A 17,946-nucleotide genomic window follows, 5' to 3' on the forward strand; every position below is an offset into this window, starting at 1 on the left:
GGGTCCTTGCCGGGGCGCCCCGGTCTCTAAATAATTCGCAAAGGCTTGGCGGGTGCATGTCACTCGATGTGCGCGGTGAACGTCGCGTCACGCGGCCTCGGTGCGACCCCGCCCGGCTTCCAACCCCCCACGAGAGGAAGCACGTTGAAGTCTCCGATGAAGTTCACGGGCCTCAAGAGAGTCCTCGCCCTCGGCGCCGTCACCCTCGCCACCGTCTCGCTCCAGCCCGTCTCCGCACAGGCCGCGCCCACTCCCGTCGTCGGCGGCACCCGCGCGGCGCAGGGAGAGTTCCCGTTCATGGTCAGGCTCTCCATGGGCTGCGGCGGCGCGCTCTACACCCAGCAGATCGTCCTCACCGCCGCACACTGTGTCAGCGGCTCCGGCAACAACACCTCCATCACCGCCACCGCCGGCGTCGTCGACCTGCAGAGCAGCAGCGCGACCAAGGTCAAGTCGACCAAGGTGCTCCAGGCGCCCGGCTACAACGGCAAGGGCAAGGACTGGGCGCTGATCAAGCTCGCCTCGCCCGTCAACCAGCCCACACTGAAGATCGCCACCACCACCGCGTACAACAACGGCAACTTCACCATCGCCGGGTGGGGCGCCGCACGCGAGGGCGGCGCCCAGCAGCGCTACCTCCTCAAGGCCACCGTTCCCTTCGTGAGCGACGCCACCTGTCAGCAGGCGTACGGCAGCGATCTCGTGCCCGGTGACGAGATCTGCGCCGGGTTCGTCCAGCAGGGCGGGGTCGACACCTGCCAGGGTGACTCCGGCGGCCCGATGTTCCGCAAGGACGACTCCGGGGCGTTCATCCAGGTCGGGATCGTCAGTTGGGGACAGGGCTGTGCGGAGCCGGGGTATCCCGGGGTGTACTCCGAGGTCTCGACCTTCGCCGCCGACATAGCCAGAGCGGCGTCCACCCTGTAGGGGCTGCGCCCCCGCCATCCCCGGTGTGCTCTTCGGCTGCGGGCGGGCGGGGGCCGGTCGCGCAGTTCCCCGCGCCCCTGAGGCCGGGGCTGCGCCCCGGATCCCCTGCCTGCCCGGGTTCGTTCGGCTGCGGGTGGGTGGGGGCTGGTCGCGCAGTTCCCCGCGCCCCTGAGGCCGGGGCTGCGCCCCGGATCCCCTGCCCGCCCGGATTCGATCGGCTGCCGGTCAGTTGGGGCTGAGCGCGCAGTTCCCCGCGCCCCTGGAGGGGTGCTGCGCGCACCCTCCTTGAGGGCGAGGCTGGGGGCCGATGCCCTACCCAACCCGGCCGGCCCGCACCATCAGCCCGTCCGGCGTTTGAGGACGAGGCCGTTCAGGCCGATGCGGGGGTCCAGGGGGCGCAGCGCCCCTGGCGGGGTCGAAGGGGCGGAGCCCCTGGGGATGGGACGGGTAGGGGCGGCGGGGGCGAGGGAAGGTGGCTGCCTCGCGCCGGTCAGCCGAGCGTCACCGGCCCGCCGCAGGCGAAACCGCGTCCGGTACGCGGAGCACCGGCCCTGTCGGGGACGCCTCCTGGAACTCCAGGATCCACACCTCGTTGGAGCCCTCGCGCAACACCGGCCCGGGAACGTACAACGCCCCCTGCGGCCCCACCGACCAGTACCGCCCGATCCCGAACCCATTGATCCACACGAACCCTCGCGTCCAGCCGGGAAGTTCGAGGAAGGCGTCCCCGACGCCACGCACCTCCACGCTGCCCCGGTACAGCCCACGGCCCCCCTCCGCCGGCAACCCCCCGAACGGCACCCGTCCCACACCCCCACCGTCGAACGCGTCGAGCCGCAGCCCCCGCGCCCGCACCCCGTGCAGATACTGCCGCTCGTGCAACATCCCCCCGGTGATGCCCTTCGGCTCCCCCGAGCGCGGCCCGTAGTTGACCCTCCCCAGGGACTCCACCCACGCCTCCACACGCGCGTGCCCCGCGACGGGCTCCTTGAGCACCGGGTCGTCCTCCGTGAGCACACCGGCCGCCACATCGTCGACGTACACCACCGCCAGGTCCCGCAGCCCGCGCAGGAGGAGGGGGTACGGCTGCCGCGGGCCGGGGACGGTCACCTCGTACTTCACCAGGCCCCGGTCGACGTCCAGTTCCTCGAAGGTGGGCGGTACGGGGTATTCGGCGTCCGGGCTGCCCAGCGTCTCCAGCACGGAGTCCAGGGCGGCCCACTCCCGAAGGGTCACGGCCGCCGACGCACCGAGCGGCGCGGGCGTGGCCGGCGGATCCGGCAGGGGCCCGTCCGCGTACGCGGCCAGGATCTCCCTGAAGCGCCAGAACTTCTCGGTGGGGCGCCCGAGTTCGTCGATGGGCGCGTCGTAGTCGTAGGAGGTGACGTCCGGCTCCAAGGGGCCCTCGTGCAGCGCGCCCCCGCCCCGGTTCGCGCCCGCCCAGCCCGCGAAGTTGGTACCCCCGTGCGCCATGTAGAGGTTGACCGAAGCCCCGCACTCCAGGATCTCGAGCAGTGCCTGTGCCGCGTCCTGCGCATCCCGTACGACGTGCTCGCCGCCCCAGTGGTCGAACCAGCCGCACCAGAACTCCATGCACATCAACGGCCCTTCGGGCCGGTGCCGACGCAGTACCTCGAAGGCCGCGCGTGCGCGGGAGCCGAAGTTGACGGTCGCGAGGACACCGGGGATCGAACCGCCGGTGAGCATGTGGTCCTCGGGGCCGTCCGAGGTGAACAGCGGGACACTCACGCCCTCGGCGCGCAGGACGTCCGCCAGGCGCCGCAGATACACCTGGTCGGAGCCGTAACTGCCGTACTCGTTCTCGACCTGTACCATCAGCACCGGCCCGCCGCGGTCGATCTGCCGCGGCACGATCTCGTGCAGCACCTGATGGAACCAGCGCTCCACGTGCCCCACGTACTCCTCGTCCCGGGTGCGGAGACTCCCCGTCAGCCAGTGCGGCAGCCCCCCGTTCTCCCACTCCGCGCAGATGTACGGGCCGGGGCGCACGATCGCCCACAGGCCCGCCTCCCGCACCGCGTCCAGGAACCGGCCCAGTGCCCGGACGTCGCGGTACTCGCCCGGGCGCGGCTCGTGCAGATTCCACGGGACGTACGTCTCCACACAGTTGAGCCCCATCGCCCGCAGCATCCCCAGCCGGTGCCCCCACTGCTCCTCGTGCACCCGGAAGTAGTGCAGCGCCCCGGACAGCAGCCGCACCGGGCGCCCGTCCAGCAGAAAATCCGTGTCCCCCACCGTGAACTCGCTCATGCGCCGACTCTCACCCCTGGCGGCGGCCGCGTCCATGGACAAAGATCAGCTCTGGTTGGACCAAAGAGTGACGCCGGCGGCGAGAACGCGGAGGAGAGGAGGAGCGCCCGGATGTACCACACCTGGATGCGCTACTTCTCTCCCGCTCCCGTCCACCACCGGCTCGGCCTCGCCTGCCTCGGCGTGGGCCTGCAGCACGGCGAACTGCCCACCGTCGGGCCCCGCACCCTCGACCACCACGTGGCCGTCGTCGTCAGCGCGGGCGGCGGCTGGTTCGAGAGCCCCGACGGACGCCACCACACCGTCACTGCGCCCGCCCTGCTCTGGCTCACCCCCGGCGTACCCCACCACTACGGGCCCGACCCCAGCTGGGACGAGTGCTTCGTCGACTTCACCGGTCCCGCCACCGCCACATACACCGAACTCGGCTACATCGAACCCGACCGCCCCGTCGTCCCGCTCTGCGACGCCACCGGCGCCCGCGCCACCGTCGGCCGCATCGCCCGCGCCGCCCGCCGCGACAACCCCCTCCTCGAAGTCGAGACCGGCGCCGCCGTCCACGAACTCCTCGTCGCACTGCGCCGCGCCCGCGCCGACCTCGCCCCCGACGGCGACCCCGTCCTGCACGCCCTCGCCCGTGACGCGTTCCAGCCACTGTCCGTCGCCGAGCACGCGGCCCGGCACGGCATGACCCTCGCCGAACTGCGCGCCGCCGTCCGCCGCGGCGCGGGCCGCAGCCCCAAGGACTACCTCCTCGGCATCCGCCTGAGCCGCGCCAAGGAACTCCTCGCCGCCACCGAACTCCCCGTCGCCGCGGTCGCCCGACGCGTGGGCTACGACGACCCCGCCTACTTCTCCCGCCTGTTCACCCGCCGTGTCGGCATGGCCCCCGTCCGCTTCCGCGAGCAGCAGGGCCGCACCCCCTCCGGCGGCTGGAGCGACCGCATGCCCGACCCCGACGATCCGCCCATGATCGAGCCCCGGAACGCCACGTAGGGTTGGTCCCCATGACCACCAGCAACACCAGCGACACGAACAACACGAACGACACGAGCGACGGGACGGGCGACGAGGTCGACCCCGCCGTGCACGCGGAACTCGCCCGGCTGCGCGACAGCATCGACAACATCGACGCCGCCGTCGTCCACATGCTCGCCGAACGCTTCAAATGCACCCAACAGGTCGGCCACCTCAAGGCCGCCCACCAGCTGCCGCCCGCCGACCCGTCCCGCGAGGCCCACCAGATCGCCCGGCTGCGGCGCCTCGCCGAGAGCGCCAAGCTGGATCCGGCCTTCGCGGAAAAGTTGCTGAATTTCATCATCGCCGAGGTCATCCGCCACCACGAGAGCATCGCGGACGGCACCGGACGCGGCACCGCGGCCACGGGGGAGTGACACCGGGCGCCCCAGCGTGCATCCTGCGTGAGCACTCCCTGTCAGGTGTCAGGCCAATGGCACATGCCGGCCGTCCGTCCGTACGGGCCCCAGGGCGCCCGCCCTCCGTGGCACCCGCCACCCGCCCGTACCGGCCCGGGCAGGCGTGTGGCCGATCGAGGGGACGTCGGGCCATGCCGTCGGATGCCAAGATCCTCATCGTCGACGACCACGAGGACACGCTGTACGCGCTCGAAAGCGCCCTCGCCCCGCTGGGCCACCCCGTGACCCGCGCGACCAACGGCGACGACGCCCTCAAGGAAGTACTGCGCGGCCAGATCGGACTGCTCCTCCTCGACGTGCGCATGCCCGGCGTCAGCGGCCTCGACGTCGTGCGCTACATGCGCCGCGTCGAACAGACCCAGCACATCCCGGTCATCCTGCTCACCGGCTTCGGCCCGGACACCGAGCTGTCCGCCACCGCGTTCACCCTCGGCGTCGCCGACCTCGTCATGAAACCCGTCGACCCCTGGACCCTGCGCACCAAGGTCCGCTACCTGTACGACACCCACCGGCGCCACCACGCCCTGGAGACGGAGCTACGCGAGTTACGCGCCCAGATCAAGAAACGCGCCGCACCGCCCGCCCCGGGCCGCCCCCACCCCGAACACCCCCGAGCACCCCTGAGTGCCCCCTGACCACGCCGCTGCCGCCATGACCACGCCGCTCCCGCCGTGACCACGCCGAACCAACGTCCCACCGACGTAGCACTGACGCCACGCAAAAGCCGCATACGGGGCCACCCCTGTGCCCTGCCCGAGCCATCAGGCAGCATGTCCCCCATGTCCGTACTGACGCGCGACGAAGCGCAGACCCGTGCCCAGCTCCTCGACGTCCACCACTACGGGATCGCACTCGACGTGACCCGCGGGGACGAGACCTTCGACTCCCTGACCGTCATCCGCTTCACCGCCCGCGCCGACGCGGACACCTTCGTCGAGCTGAAGCCCGCAGAGTTGCGCTCCGTCACCCTCGACGGACACCCCCTCGACCCCGAGACCCTCGACGAGAACCGGCTGCCCCTCAAGGGCCTCACCGCGGGCGAGCACGAACTGCGCGTCGACACACGGATGCGCTACTCCCGCACCGGCGAGGGCATGCACCGCTTCACCGACCCCACCGACGGTGAGACCTACCTCTACACCCAGCTGTTCATGGAGGACGTCCAGCGCGTCTTCGCCGCCTTCGACCAGCCCGACCTGAAGGCCGTCTTCGAACTCTCCGTGACCGCCCCCGACGGCTGGACCGTCCTCGCCAACGGCGTCACCGAACACCTCGGCGAGGGCCGCTGGCAGGCCGCCCCCACCCCGCTGATCTCCACCTACCTCGTCGCCGTCGCCGTCGGCCCCTGGCACTCCGTCCGCACCGAGCACCGCGGCCTGCCCTTCGGCATCCACTGCCGCCGCTCGCTCGCCCCCTACCTCGACGCCGACGCCGACGAGATCCTCGACATCACCCGCGCCTGCTTCGACCGCTACCACGAGAAGTTCGACGAGCCCTACCCCTTCGACTCCTACGACCAGGCGTTCGTCCCCGAATTCAACGCCGGCGCCATGGAGAACCCCGGCCTCGTCACCTTCCGCGACGAGTTCGTCTACCGCTCCGCCGTCACCGACACCGAACGCCAGACCCGCGCCATGGTCATCGCCCACGAAATGGCCCACATGTGGTTCGGCGACCTCGTCACCCTGCGCTGGTGGGACGACATCTGGCTGAACGAGTCCTTCGCCGAGTACATGGGCTACCAGACCCTCACCGAAGCCACCCGCTTCACCGACACCTGGACCGACTTCGGCGTCACCCGCAAACCCTGGGGCTACGACGCCGACCAGCGCCCCTCCACCCACCCCGTCGCCCCCGACCCGGACGCCGTCCCCGACACCGCGTCCGCCATGCTCAACTTCGACGGCATCTCCTACGCCAAGGGCGCCTCCGCCCTGCGCCAACTCGTCACCTGGCTCGGCGAGAAGGACTTCCTGGCCGGCATCAACACTCACTTCGCCCGCCACCGGTTCGCCAACGCCACCCTCGCCGACTTCATCGACAACCTCGCCTCCGCCACCGAACGCGACGTCCACGCCTGGGCCGACTCCTGGCTGCGCACCACCGGCGTCGACACCCTCACCCCCGAAGTCCGAACCGAGGACGGGCACTGGCACCTCGACATCCGGCACGAGCCCAGCCCCGGAGTCTGGTCCAAGCCCGACCCCACCAAGAACCGCGACGGCCTCACCCATCTCACCACCCTCGAGTCGCTCGGCGGCAAGCGCCCGCACCGCATCACCATCGGCGTCTACGACCACGACCTCCACGACGCGCGCCTCCTGACCCCGCGCCATCGCCTGGAGGCAGACCTCCCCACCACCGGCAACACCGGCATCAGCGCCGCCGGCCCACGCCCCGCCCTCGTCCTCCTCAACGACGGCGACTTCACCTACGCCAAGATCCGCTTCGACGCCGAGTCCCTCGACGCCGTCCGCGCCCGCCTCTCCGGACTGCCCGAACCCCTCACCCGCGCCGTCGTCTGGAACGCCCTGCGCGACGCCGTCCGCGACGGCGAACTCCCCGCCATGGCCTACGTGGACGCCGTCCGCGCCCACCTCCCGCACGAGACCGACCTCGCCCTCGTCCAAGGCGTCCTGTCCTTCGCGGCCGCCCACGTCGCCGACCGCTACCTCGCCCCCGAGGACCGCCCCACCGCCCTCGCCACCCTCACCGATCTCTGCCGCGACCTCATCCGCCGCACCGAGGACGGCTCCAACCCCGGCCTGCGCCTCACCGCCGTACGCCACTTCATCGACGTCGCCGCCCACCCCGACACCATCAGCGCCTGGTTCTCCGAAGGAACCGTCCCCGGCGGCCCCGAACTCGACCCCGAGCTGCGCTGGCGCATCCTCGGCCGGCTCGCCGTCCTCGGCGCCATCGACGACGCCGTCATCGACGCCGAACTCGTCCAGGACCCCAGCGCCACCGGCCAGGAAGGCGCCGCCCGCTGCCGCGCCGCGCTTCCCGACCCCGAGGCCAAACGCCACGCCTGGGAGGAGATGTTCACCTCCGACCACCTCTCCAACTACCTCTTCACCGCCACCGCCCAGGGCTTCTGGCAGCCCGAACAGACCGACCTCGTCCGGGAGTACGTCGAGCGCTACTGGGCCGACGCCGTCGCCCTCGCCGCGCGCCGGGGCCCCGCCATCGCCGACGCCGCCGGGCGCTACGCGTTCCCCGTCCACGCGGTCACCCCCGAAACCCTCGCCCTCGGCGAAGCCTGCCTCCGCGACGCCGACCCCATCCCCGCCCTCCGCCGCAAACTCGTCGACCAACTCGACGACCTGGCAAGGGCACTGAAGGTACGAACCGCCTGACCACGCCCTCCGCCCCCGGTCCGGCGGGGACCACGCACACAGTTCCCCACGCCCCCACCACCCGTTTCGTCTCGGCTGCGGGTGGGTGGGGGTTGGTCGCGCAGTTCCCCGCGCCCCTGAGGCCGGGGCTTCGCCCCGCATCTTCAGCCCGTCCGGCGTTTGAGGACGAGCCCTTCGGGCGATGCGGGGGTGCGGGGGCGCAGCCCCTGGCGGGGTGCAGGGGCGGAGCCCCTGAGGATGGGACGGGTAGGGGCGGCGGGGGCGAGGAAAACCCGGTCCGGCGTCAGCGCGGCGTCTAGCACCTCCACCCCCCACCCACATTTCCTCCACCCCCCAGTACCCCCTTTCGGGTCGGATCGTTGACCTTTCAGGGCGCGCAGACCCCATCCCCGTACAGGCTGGTAGGCACTACCCCCTGCCGCGCGCCCACCGGAGGACACCTCATGAGCACGCCGCCCCTCGCCTCAGGCCCCGAAGGTCCCGGCGCGCTGCGGCCGCTGCTCGACACCGTCCTCGACGCGCTGCGAGACGGCCGCGAAGTACGCGGAGGCCCCCTGCCCGCCGGCGGACCGGAGAGCGTGGCCCGACGCCTACGGGACGCGGTCGCCGACGTACTGCCCGAACAGGGGACCGAAGACGCCCTACGCGTCCTCATACAGGCCCTCGCGGAGGGCGCCGCGGACCCCGCCGACCCCCTGTGCGTCGCCCACCTGCACTGCCCACCCCTCGCCGTCGCCACCGCCGCCGACCTCGCCGCCTCCGCCCTCAACCCCTCCATGGACTCCTGGGACCAGGCCCCAGCCGCCTCGGAACTGGAAGCACTCGTCACCGAGGCCCTGGCCACCGAGGTCTACAAAAGGGCGAACGAGCCGCACAAGAGCAACAAGCCGCGCAAGAGCAACGAGTCGTACAAGAGCACAGCCCTCGTCACCACCGGCGGCACCGAGTCCAACCAACTCGCCCTCCTCCTCGCCCGGGAGGCCTACGCCGGTGTGCGGCTCATCTGCGGCGCCAACGCCCACCACTCCCTGCTCCGCGCCGCCTGGCTCCTCGGCCTGCCCGACCCCGTCGTCGTCCCCGCCCCCGCCGGCGTCATGGACCTCGCCGCCCTGGACGAAGCCCTCACCGACTGTGGCGAGCAGCGGCTCCGCCGCGAGCAGGGCCCCCGCGGCTCCCGCAGCACCCTCCTCGTAGCCGCCACCGCCGGCACCACCGACGCCGGACTCATCGACCCCCTGCCCGACATCGCCGACCTCTGCGAAGCCCACGGCACCCGCCTCCACATCGACGCCGCCTACGGCGGAGGCCTCCTCTTCAGCGACCACCACCGCGGCAAACTCGACGGACTCGACCGCGCCCACACCGTCACCCTCGACCTGCACAAACTCGGCTGGCAGCCCGTCGCCGCAGGCCTCCTCGCCGTCAAGGACCCCCACGACCTCGACGCCCTGGACCACCGCGCCGACTACCTCAACGCCGACGACGACACCGAAGCAGGCCTCCCCGACCTCCTCGGCCGCTCCCTGCGCACCTCCCGACGCCCCGACATCCTCAAAGTCGCCGTCACCCTCAAAACCCTCGGACGAACCGGACTCGGCGCGCTCGTCGACCAGGTCTGCGCCCGCGCCGTCGAGCTGGCGGACCTCGTCGAAGCACACCCCGGCTTCGAGCTCTACGACCCGCCCACCCTCAGCACCGTCCTGTTCCGGCCCGCCGAGGCCTCCGACGAAGCCGTCGCCACCGTACGCCGCACCCTCCTCCACGAAGGACGCGCCGTCCTCGGCCGAGCCCTGCTCGACGACCGCCTCTGGCTCAAAGCCACCCTCCTCAACCCCCACACCCGGCCGGGCGACCTGGCCGCGCTCCTGAAACTGGTGGAAGGACACACACCCCGATGAGCCCGACGCCCCTCCCCCCACCCCACGAGCCCGACGCGCCCCGCGACCTCGTGGGCATCGGCATCGGCCCGTTCAACCTCTCCCTCGCCGCCCTCGCCCACCCCCTCCCCGAACTCGACACCGTCTTCTACGAACAACGCCCCGGTTTCGACTGGCACCCGGGCCTGCTCATCGACGGCGCCACCCTCCAAGTCCCCTTCCTCGCCGACCTGGTCACCCTCGCCGACCCCGCCAGCCCCTGGTCCTTCCTCAACTACCTCAAGGACCGCGAACGCCTCTTCCCCTTCTACTTCGCCGAGCGCTTCCACATGCAGCGCGCCGAATACGACGCCTACTGCCGCTGGGTCGCGGGCCGCCTCCCCGGACTCCACTTCGGCCACCAGGTCGACGCCGTCCGCTGGAACCCCGAACGCAACCTGTTCGAGGTCGACTTCACCCAACTCGACAACGGGGGAGAAGCAGAGGCCCTCGGCCGGACATGCACCCGCAACATCGTCCTCGGCGTCGGCACCGCACCCCACATCCCCGAACCCCTCAAACCCCTCGTCGAAGCCCCCGGCGTCCCCGTCATCCACGCCGCGGACTACCTCGCCCACCGCGAACAGTTCCTCACCGCAGAACACATCACCGTCATCGGCGCGGGACAGTCAGGCGCCGAGGTCTTCCTCGACCTCCTGCGCAACCGGCCCGCCGGACACGAGCAGATCCACTGGCTCGCCCGCACCGAGGCCTTCGCCCCGATGGAGTACTCCAAGCTCGGCCTCGAACACTTCACCCCCGACTACACCCGCTACTTCCACGCCCTCAGCGAGCCCGTACGCGACCGGCTCGTCGCCGCCCAATGGCAGCTCCACAAGGGCATCGACGCCGACACCATCGCCGCCATCCACGACGAGCTCTACCGCCGCACCCTCCACGGCGGCTGGCCCGACGCCGTCCTCACCCCCGCCGTCACCGTCCGCGCCGCGGGCCGCGTCGCCGCCACCCAGGTCGAACTCCACCTCGAACACGGCCAACAGGGCACCCGCACCCGCCTCATCACCGACGCCGTCGTCCTCGCCACCGGCTACCGTGAACGCCCCCTCGGCCAGATCCTCGCCGGACTCGACCCCTACCTGCGCCGCGACGGCGCCGAACGCCCCCGCATCGACGACCAGTTCCGCCTGGTCCTCGACCCCTGCGTCAACGGCCGCGTCTACGTCCAGAACGCCGAACTCCACACCCACGGCGTCGGCGCCCCCGACCTCGGCCTCGCCGCCTGGCGCAGCGCCACCATCCTCAACTCGCTGACCGGCAAGGACCCCTACCCGCTCCCGCGCCGCACCGCCTTCACCGCCTTCGGACTCGAACCCCAGTCCCAGGTCCCGCCCGCCCGCCACATCGCCCAGACCCTCAGCCCGCTCGTCGACGGACGGTAAGAAGAAGACCCCGGACACACGTCCGGGGTCCAGAAAACAAGCGTGCGAGCAAACGGGCGGCCTAGAAAACCGGCGTGCCGTCCCGCGTGAGCTTCCAGTCCACCGAAGCGAACTCCTTCGGGTCGAGCACACCCTTCGCCGTCACCCACTCGGCGATCCGCGTACGGATCTCCGTCGACTCCGACCAGACCTCCTTCGCGGACGCCACATGCGGGAAGGCACCGCCACCGTTCGCCCGGTAGTTGTTCACCGCGAACACGAACTGCTGCGCGTCGTCCAGCGCCGCACCGTTGTACGTCAGGTTCTTGATCCGCGAACCCTCCGCCTGCGCGATGTCGATGTCGTACCGGAGCCCCGACACATAGTCGTAGTTGTAGTCCGGACGGTTGTTCGCGTTCGTCAGCTTCTCCGTGTCGACCACCGCACCGGCCGCCGTCCGCACGAAGTAGTTCGCCGAGTACTCCAGGTACGCCCGCACCTGCGCCCCCGTCAGCACCTTCGCGACCAGCGTGTTGTCATACACGTACAGGCTCGACAGATCCCGGATCGTCACCTTGCCCGCCGGGATCTCCGAGGTCCGCGAGAACGGCGACGCCTGCGCGATCACCGGCAGCGACGCGTACTCCGTACCCACCAGCGCCGCCTTGACCACGTCCTCCTGCACCTTGGTGATCAAGTCGATGATCGGGGCGTCCTTGTAACGCGCCTCGACCGTCGTCAGCGTGTCCGTGGCCGTGCCGACGACCTGGTTGACATACGCCACCACCAGATCGTGCTCGTCCTTCAGCAGCCGGGTGATCTTCGGGTCGTCGGCGACCGAGTTCGAGTTGCGGACGGACGCCGCCACCGACTCGACCCGCCACTTCCCCTTCTCGAAGACCAGCTCGAAGTCGAACACCGACAGCCGCTCCGCGTACGCCAGCGGCTCCGACAGCACCACCGTCCTGCCGGTCTCGGCGTTGGTGACCTTCAGCTCCGGGATCTCCACATGCGCGTGCCCGACGAGAATCGCGTCGATCCCCGGCACCTGCTGGGCGACGAGCGCCGCCGAGTTCTCGACGTACGGCAGCTGGTCACCGTACGAGGACGTGCCGGACGAACCGGAGTGCGCCGACACCACCACCACGTCCGCACCCATCGACCGCAGCTTCGGCACCCACTTCGCCGCCTGCTCCTCCAGACCCGGGAACGTCAACTTCCCCTGGACGTACGCCTTGTCCCAGATCGCGATACCCGGGTTCGTCAGACCGAGCACCGCCACCTTCACCGACGGGGCACCCGGCACATGGAACGTCTTCATGAAGTACGGAGGGAAGGCGGGCTTCAGCGTCTTCGCGTCCAGCGCGTTCGCACCCAGCAGCGGGAAGCGGCACTGCGACTCGAACTTCCGCAGCGTCTCGATGCCGTAGTTGAACTCGTGGTTGCCCAGCGCCACCGCGTCATAGCCGATCGCGTTCATCGCCTGCGCCATCGGGTGCACCGGACCACCCTTGGCGGTGATCGGGTCCACCTTCGCGTAGTAGTACGTCAGCGGGGTGCCCTGGATCGTGTCGCCCGCGTCCAGAAGGAGCGTGTTGCACCGCCCCTTCTCCTTGCGGATCTCGTTCACCAGCGTCGAGATCCGCGCCAGACCCTGCGCGTTGCCCGCGGTGTCCTTGTACTCCGCGTCCTTGAAGTAGTCCCAGTTGAAGACGTGTCCATGCAGGTCCGTCGTGCCCATGACGGTGAGGGAGTACCGCTTCACAGGCTTCTTCCCACCCCCTGCCGCCGCCGAGGTCGCCGCCTGCGCGGACGGAGCCGCGACCGCACCGGTCAACGCCACCCCCGCACCCGTCACGGCGGACTTCTTCAGGAACTTCCGGCGGTTCAACGGCATGTCTATGGCTCCTTGGGGAATGGTCAACGACGCGCGTAGATTCTGACCCACACATGACACTCCAGAACAGGTCCTGGAGGTTTCCATCTGGTGACCACCGGGCACCACGACCACCCTTCCGGTGACAGAGTGGGGCGTATGACCCCCACCTCAGAGGAACCCCGACCCGCAGTCCCCTACGGAACCCCCGCAGCACCCCGCATCGCCGTCCGCGGCGAAGCCCACCTCGAAGTCGACCCCGAGATCGCCCGCATCGGCATCACCGTCAGCGCCCGCGGCACCGACCGACGCGACGCGCTCGCCGACCTCACCCGCCGCAACGCCACCGCGATGGACCTCGTGAAGTCCTACGGAGACGCCGTCGAACACCTCGAAACCGGCGCCTTCTCCATCAGCCCCGAACTCACCAAACACGGCCGCGGCGAACGCATCCGCGCCTACCACGGCAGCGTCCACCTCACCGCCGAACTCACCGACTTCACCGCACTCGGCGAACTCACGACCCGCCTCGCGGACCTCGACCTCACCAGCGTCGACGGCCCCTGGTGGGCCCTGCGCCCCGACTCGCCCTCCCACCGCCAAGCCCGCCAACAAGCGGTCCGCGAAGCCGTCCAACGCGCCCGCGAATACGCCGACGCCCTCGGCACCACCCTCGCCGCCCTCGTCGAACTCGCCGACATCGGCGCCGAGAACACCCAGCCCTACCCCGCCGCCCCTGGCCGCGCCATGCGCTCCATGTCCTTCGCCGGCGCCGCCCCCGAAGAAGCCGCCCCCCTCGACCTCGAACCCCAACGCCAACACGTCTACGCCCAGGTCAACGCCCGATTCACGATGGCACCGCCGGAACTCTAAAGCGCGGACCGGCCGCCATAAAGCACCGACCCGCTCATCAGAGCACCCCCGCGCACAATTCAACTGTTGTCAATAAGGCTTCACGCAAAGGTTGTTGAGTAGTCACGCTGGACCAATTCTCTACCGACCGGTAAGGCCTAGGCTCAAACCATGCGCCGAGCAAAAATCGTCTGTACATTGGGCCCCGCCACCGACTCGTACGACCAGCTCAAAGCCCTGGTCGACGCCGGAATGGACGTAGCCCGCTTCAACCTCAGCCACGGCACCTACGCCGAACACGAGGAGCGCTACCAGCGCGTGCGAAAGGCCTCCGAGGAGACCGGCCGCAGCGTCGGACTGCTCGCCGACCTTCAAGGCCCGAAGATCCGACTCGGCCGCTTCACCGAAGGCCCCGTACTCCTTGAACGCGGAGACACCTTCACCATCACCGTCGAAGAAGGCGCCGAAGGCGACCGCCTCACCTGCGGCACCACGTACTCGGGCCTCGCGGCCGACGTCACCCCCGGCGAACGCATCCTCGTCGACGACGGCAAGGTCTGCCTCGAGGTCACCGCCGTCGACGGCCCCCGCGTCCACACCACCGTCGTCGAAGGCGGCATGGTCTCCGACCACAAGGGCCTCAACCTCCCCGGCGTCGCCGTCTCCGTCCCCGCCCTCTCCGACAAGGACGAAGCAGACCTCCGCTGGGCCCTGCGCACCGGCTTCGACGTCATCGCCCTCTCCTTCGTCCGCAGCGGCCGCGACATCGAAGACGTCCACCGCATCATGGACGAGGAAGGCCGCCGCCTCCCCGTCATCGCCAAGATCGAGAAGCCCCAGGCGGTCGAAGCGATCGACGACATCGTCGCCGCCTTCGACGGCATCATGGTCGCCCGCGGCGACCTGGGCGTCGAAATGCCCCTCGAACAGGTCCCGATCGTCCAGAAGCGCGCCATCAAACTGGCCAAACGCAACGCCAAGCCGGTCATCGTCGCCACCCAGATGCTCGACTCGATGATCGACAACTCCCGCCCCACACGCGCCGAGGCCTCCGACGTCGCCAACGCCGTCATCGACGGCACGGACGCCGTGATGCTCTCCGGCGAGACGAGCGTCGGCAAATACCCCGTGGAAACCGTCCGGACGATGTCCCGCATCGTCGAGGCCGCCGAGGAGGACATCCTCGCCAAGGGTCTGCCGCCCCTGACCGACCGGAACAAGCCCCGCACCCAGGGCGGTGCGGTCGCCCGCGCGGCGGCGGAGATGGGCGACTTCCTCGGCGCCAAGTTCCTCGTCGCCTTCACCCAGTCCGGCGACACGGTCCGCCGCCTCTCCCGCTACCGCTCCCCGATCCCCCTCCTCGCCTTCACCCCCACCTCGGCGACCCGCTCCCAGCTGAACCTGACCTGGGGCGTAGAAACGTTCCTGGGGCCGCATGTCGGCTCCACCGACGCGATGGTCGACCAGGTGGACGAACTCCTCCTGAGGCACGGCCGCTGCGAAAAGGGCGACATCGTCGTCATCACCGCCGGCTCCCCGCCCGGCGTCTCGGGCACCACGAACCTCGTCCGCGTCCACCACGTCGGAGAGGACGACAGCCCCAAGTAGCACCCAAGTCGGAGGGGATCAGTATTTGGGTCCTACGTGGGCGTCCATGAGAGCGACGGAGGCCTTCTTGGCGACGGAGATGTTGTACGGGTTTCCGTTGCGGGTGCAGTGCGTCCACTGAATGCCGAGCTTGTCCAGTGTCTCGGTGTAGAGCCGGCGGATGTCGTCGGACATATTGGTGAAGAAATACCGGGGATACTCATAACGCTTGCCCACACCGCCGACCGGCCGGGTCGTCCAGTTGATGATCCGGCATCCGTCGGAGTGAATGAGGCCACGGACGAATTCCCAGGGATGAGCGTCGACGATTTCCTGTTGCCAGGGTTCGAGAACGATCGGGCGCTCATGTTTCTTGCCGGGGCCGTGCTGCGGGAACAGGCAGGGCCAGTGCTTGCTGTACGACTTCACCTCGACGCAGCCGGGTTTGTGGCGCTGCCTGACGTTTGGCAGGGACATCACCTTGCGCATGGCCTCTTCGGCAGACGCGATCAGCCCGGTCTGCGTGGCGTTGCAGAAGATGGACAGGTGGTGCTGCTTGCGCTTCGAGATGATGTGGCCGTCGCCGAGGTAGAGGCCGAGTAGGTAGGAGTACGCGACTGTGTTGAAGTCACGGGACGTGCACCGGGGGCAGTCCGTCGGCTGCTCGTAGGTTTCACCGCGAGCACTGCGGTCTTCGCTGCGCCACCAGCCGACGGTCCCGCGCGGGACGTTGAGGCGCTCCGCGACTGCACGGTTGGGGATGCCTTGGCGCATGAGTGCGACTGCTTGGGCGCGAATCGAAGGGCTGTGCTGTTCCATGTGAACACTCTGCGTCACCAATCGTGACCGCATGCAGCAAAAAGCGGATGTTCACGAGAACGTGGGCATCCGCTTCTTAGGGTAGGCCTTCGAATCGAAGGAAAAGTGCCTCGGGTGGGATTCGAACCCACGCTGTCGGTGGTTTGAGCACCGTGTCTCTACCGCTGGACTACCGAGGCTTCCTGTAAAACAAAGGCTGGCGTTCACCCGCCGTGCCCTTACCTTATCGCAGCTAGGTAGGCTCTTGGGAGCAGTACCCGCCCCTGAACGAGGAGCCCCCGTGACCGCCCCCGAGTCGCCCCAGCCCGTCGCCGACGACGACAAGTCGCACGTGCCTCCGCTGACGACCCGTGTCGTCATCGCCGAGGACGAGGCCCTGATCCGCCTCGACCTCAAAGAGATGCTCGAGGAAGAGGGTTACGCCGTCGTGGGCGAGGCGGGGGACGGGGAGCAGGCCGTCGAACTGGCCCGTGAGCACAAGCCCGACCTCGTGATTCTCGACGTCAAAATGCCCAAGCTGGACGGGATCTCGGCGGCCGAGAAGATCGCCGAGGAGAGCATCGCCCCCGTGCTGATGCTCACCGCGTTCTCGCAGCGCGACCTCGTCGAGCGGGCCCGTGACGCGGGCGCGATGGCGTACCTCGTGAAGCCCTTCAGCAAGAGCGACGTCGTACCGGCGATCGAGATGGCCGTCTCGCGGTTCACGGAGTTGAAGCAGCTGGAGCAGGAGGTCGCGGACCTCAGTCAGCGTCTGGAGACGCGGAAGCTGGTGGACCGGGCCAAGTCCGTGCTCCAGACGCAGTACGGGCTGACGGAGCCCGCCGCGTTCCGGTGGATCCAGAAGACCTCCATGGATCGCCGTATGTCGATGCAGCAGGTCGCCGAGGCGGTCATCGCGGACGCCGAGGAGAAGAAGTCCTCCAAGGGGTAAGTGCGGGCGGTGCCGGGGTGCCGTCGCTTGCCCGCGCGAGCCCGGCGACGGCGTGTCAGGCTGGTTTTGGGGCCGTGTGGCCTTCGGACCGGCAGGGCGGCAAAGGAGGCAGCGCGTGGAAGAGAAGGCGTTCGTCCAAGCGGTGTCGGAACGTACGGGCCTGTCCCGGCAGGAGTCGGCCGACCTCACGCGTGCCACGCTGGAGGCGCTCGCGCATCGGCTGAGCTCGGGTGAGGCGCGGAATCTGGCGCTGGAGCTCCCGGAGGGTCTGGCGGAGTCCGTGCGGCGGGGTGCCACCGCCGAGATCGAGCGTTTCGACTACGACGAGCTCGTGCGGCGTGTGGCCCAGCGCAACGTGCTCAAGCCGGACGAGGCCGACAGCGGCGTCCGTGCCGTACTGGTCACGCTCCGTGAGGCGATCAGTGAGACGGAGTTCGGCCACGCGATGTCGCAGCTCGGTGCCGACTTCACCAGGCCGATCGAGAATTTCGCCGGCTGATTCCCCGGGCGAGCGGTATGGGTGAGTGACGAAGAGGCCCGCGCCCCCCGACTGGGGGCGCGGGCCTCTTCGTACAGCGGCCGTACGGTCGTAC

General features: G+C 69.8%; 14 protein-coding genes and 1 tRNA gene. 11 read left to right on the forward strand and 4 right to left on the reverse strand.

The features are described from left to right. Positions 1-156: 156 nt before the first annotated feature. Positions 157-927 carry a S1 family peptidase gene (locus OG568_RS36330; protein ID WP_329536554.1) on the forward strand — a complete coding sequence of 257 codons (771 nt, stop codon included), beginning with the start codon at positions 157-159 and terminating at the stop codon, positions 925-927. 501 nt (positions 928-1,428) lie between these two features. On the opposite strand, the gene OG568_RS36335 is transcribed toward OG568_RS36330, so the two are convergent. After that, on the reverse strand, positions 1,429-3,198 hold the full coding sequence (locus tag OG568_RS36335; RefSeq protein ID WP_329534603.1) for a glycoside hydrolase family 35 protein: 1,770 nt from the start codon (positions 3,196-3,198) through the stop codon (positions 1,429-1,431). A 111-nt stretch (positions 3,199-3,309) separates the two neighbouring features. On the opposite strand from OG568_RS36335, the gene OG568_RS36340 reads away from it, so the two are divergent. The 6 genes from OG568_RS36340 to OG568_RS36365 all read left to right on the forward strand — a co-directional run bounded on the left by OG568_RS36340 (position 3,310) and on the right by OG568_RS36365 (position 11,309). Next, positions 3,310-4,194, forward strand: coding sequence for a helix-turn-helix domain-containing protein (locus OG568_RS36340; protein WP_329534604.1), 885 nt, complete (start codon positions 3,310-3,312; stop codon positions 4,192-4,194). Between the two features lie 11 nt (positions 4,195-4,205). After that, entirely contained in the window at positions 4,206-4,592 is a 387-nt protein-coding gene (locus OG568_RS36345) for a chorismate mutase (RefSeq protein WP_329534605.1), read from the forward strand. Positions 4,593-4,765: 173 nt separating this feature from the next. Beyond that, positions 4,766-5,269, forward strand: coding sequence for a response regulator (locus tag OG568_RS36350; protein ID WP_266581917.1), 504 nt, complete (start codon positions 4,766-4,768; stop codon positions 5,267-5,269). A gap of 135 nt (positions 5,270-5,404) precedes the next feature. Further along, positions 5,405-7,993, forward strand: a complete 2,589-nt coding sequence (gene pepN / locus OG568_RS36355) for an aminopeptidase N (RefSeq protein WP_329534606.1) — start codon at positions 5,405-5,407, stop codon at positions 7,991-7,993. A gap of 443 nt (positions 7,994-8,436) precedes the next feature. Further along, positions 8,437-9,891, forward strand: a complete 1,455-nt coding sequence (locus OG568_RS36360; protein ID WP_329534607.1) for a pyridoxal phosphate-dependent decarboxylase family protein — start codon at positions 8,437-8,439, stop codon at positions 9,889-9,891. Then, positions 9,888-11,309: a lysine N(6)-hydroxylase/L-ornithine N(5)-oxygenase family protein gene (locus tag OG568_RS36365; protein ID WP_329534608.1), complete on the forward strand. Its 1,422-nt coding sequence runs from the start codon at positions 9,888-9,890 to the stop codon at positions 11,307-11,309. Before OG568_RS36360 ends, OG568_RS36365 begins: the two co-directional genes overlap by 4 nt. A 61-nt stretch (positions 11,310-11,370) precedes the next feature. On the opposite strand, the gene OG568_RS36370 is transcribed toward OG568_RS36365, so the two are convergent. Beyond that, positions 11,371-13,185 carry a bifunctional metallophosphatase/5'-nucleotidase gene (locus OG568_RS36370; RefSeq protein WP_266623976.1) on the reverse strand — a complete coding sequence of 605 codons (1,815 nt, stop codon included), beginning with the start codon at positions 13,183-13,185 and terminating at the stop codon, positions 11,371-11,373. 138 nt (positions 13,186-13,323) lie between these two features. On the opposite strand from OG568_RS36370, the gene OG568_RS36375 reads away from it, so the two are divergent. Then, the gene (locus OG568_RS36375) at positions 13,324-14,037 is read left to right on the forward strand and encodes an SIMPL domain-containing protein (RefSeq protein ID WP_329534609.1); all 714 of its coding nucleotides are present in this window, start codon (positions 13,324-13,326) and stop codon (positions 14,035-14,037) included. Between the two features lie 150 nt (positions 14,038-14,187). Continuing rightward, on the forward strand, positions 14,188-15,624 hold the full coding sequence (pyk, locus tag OG568_RS36380) for a pyruvate kinase (RefSeq protein ID WP_329534610.1): 1,437 nt from the start codon (positions 14,188-14,190) through the stop codon (positions 15,622-15,624). 18 nt (positions 15,625-15,642) lie between these two features. Here the strand turns inward: pyk and OG568_RS36385 are convergent, their stop codons facing one another. Then, on the reverse strand, positions 15,643-16,422 hold the full coding sequence (locus OG568_RS36385) for a helix-turn-helix domain-containing protein (RefSeq protein WP_329534611.1): 780 nt from the start codon (positions 16,420-16,422) through the stop codon (positions 15,643-15,645). Between the two features lie 106 nt (positions 16,423-16,528). Then, positions 16,529-16,601, reverse strand: a tRNA-Leu gene (locus OG568_RS36390). 101 nt (positions 16,602-16,702) lie between these two features. Here OG568_RS36390 and OG568_RS36395 point away from each other — a divergent pair. Both OG568_RS36395 and OG568_RS36400 read left to right on the forward strand, forming a co-directional pair. Further along, positions 16,703-17,353: an ANTAR domain-containing response regulator gene (locus OG568_RS36395; RefSeq protein ID WP_266415075.1), complete on the forward strand. Its 651-nt coding sequence runs from the start codon at positions 16,703-16,705 to the stop codon at positions 17,351-17,353. A 115-nt stretch (positions 17,354-17,468) separates the two neighbouring features. Then, positions 17,469-17,852, forward strand: coding sequence for a DUF2267 domain-containing protein (locus tag OG568_RS36400; protein WP_266415078.1), 384 nt, complete (start codon positions 17,469-17,471; stop codon positions 17,850-17,852). Positions 17,853-17,946: the final 94 nt, after the last annotated feature.

This window comes from Streptomyces sp. NBC_01450 (assembly GCF_036227505.1).
Taxonomy (GTDB): Bacteria; Actinomycetota; Actinomycetes; order Streptomycetales; family Streptomycetaceae; genus Streptomyces.